The organism is Pseudomonas sp. 01L34, assembly GCF_056400265.1.
Window position 1 is genome coordinate 1 of sequence record NZ_JBFTSX010000029.1, and the last position, 1,040, is coordinate 1,040.

A 1,040-nucleotide genomic window follows, 5' to 3' on the forward strand; every position below is an offset into this window, starting at 1 on the left:
GTCAGCGAYGGCCTCGGCGGCGTCGACACCCAGCAAGTGACCGTCACAGTCACCGGCAGCAACGACGCCCCGGTACTCAGTTTCGCGTCGGGCAATGAGCTGGGCGCGGTGCAGGAAGACAGCTCCCTCAGCGTCAGCGGCCAGTTCAGCTCAAGCGACATCGACCACAATGCCACCGCCACTTGGTCCATCAATGGCTCGGCAACTGGAACCTACGGCTCRATCGCCGTCGACAGCAGCGGTCAATGGACCTACACGTTGGCCAATGGCACCGATGGCGTCGCCAGTGCCGTGCAATCGTTGCAGGCCGGCGAGAGTCATGACGAGGTGTTCACCATCCAGGTCAGCGATGGCCTCGGCGGCGTCGACACCCAGCAGGTGACCGTCACCGTCAGCGGCAGCAACGACGCACCGGTGCTCAGCTTCGCCAGCGGCAACGATGCCGGTGCGGTGCAGGAAGACAGCACCCTCAGCGTCAGTGGCCAGTTCAGCTCGAGCGACATCGACCATGCGGCCACCGCGACCTGGTCGATCAATGGCTCGGCCACTGGAACCTACGGCTCGATCGCCGTCGACGGCAGCGGTCAGTGGACCTACACCCTGGCCAACGGCACCAATGGCGTCGCCAGTGCCGTGCAGTCGTTGCAGGCCGGCGAGAGTCACAATGAAGTGTTCAGCATCCAGGTCAGCGACGGCCTCGGCGGCATCGACACCCAGCAAGTGACTGTCACCGTCACCGGCAGCAATGACGCCCCGGTACTCAGCTTCGCCAGCGACAACGATGTCGGCGCGGTGCAGGAGGACAGCAGCCTCAGCGTCAGTGGCCAGTTCAGCTCGAGCGACATCGACCACGATGCTACCGCCACCTGGAGYATTGCCGGGTCCAATACCGGCACTTATGGCTCGATCGCCGTCGACGGCAGCGGTCAGTGGACTTACACCCTGGCCAATGGCACCGATGGTGTCGCCAGTGCCGTGCAATCACTGCAGGCCGGCGAGACTCACAATGAAGTGTTCACCATCCAGGTCAGCGATGGCCT

Annotated in this window: 1 protein-coding gene; it reads left to right on the forward strand. The window is 64.0% G+C overall.

What is annotated here, in order from left to right:
- A partial coding sequence (locus tag AC1DQM_RS29810; protein WP_477747257.1) for a VCBS domain-containing protein occupies positions 1-1,040 on the forward strand: 1,040 nt, incomplete at both ends.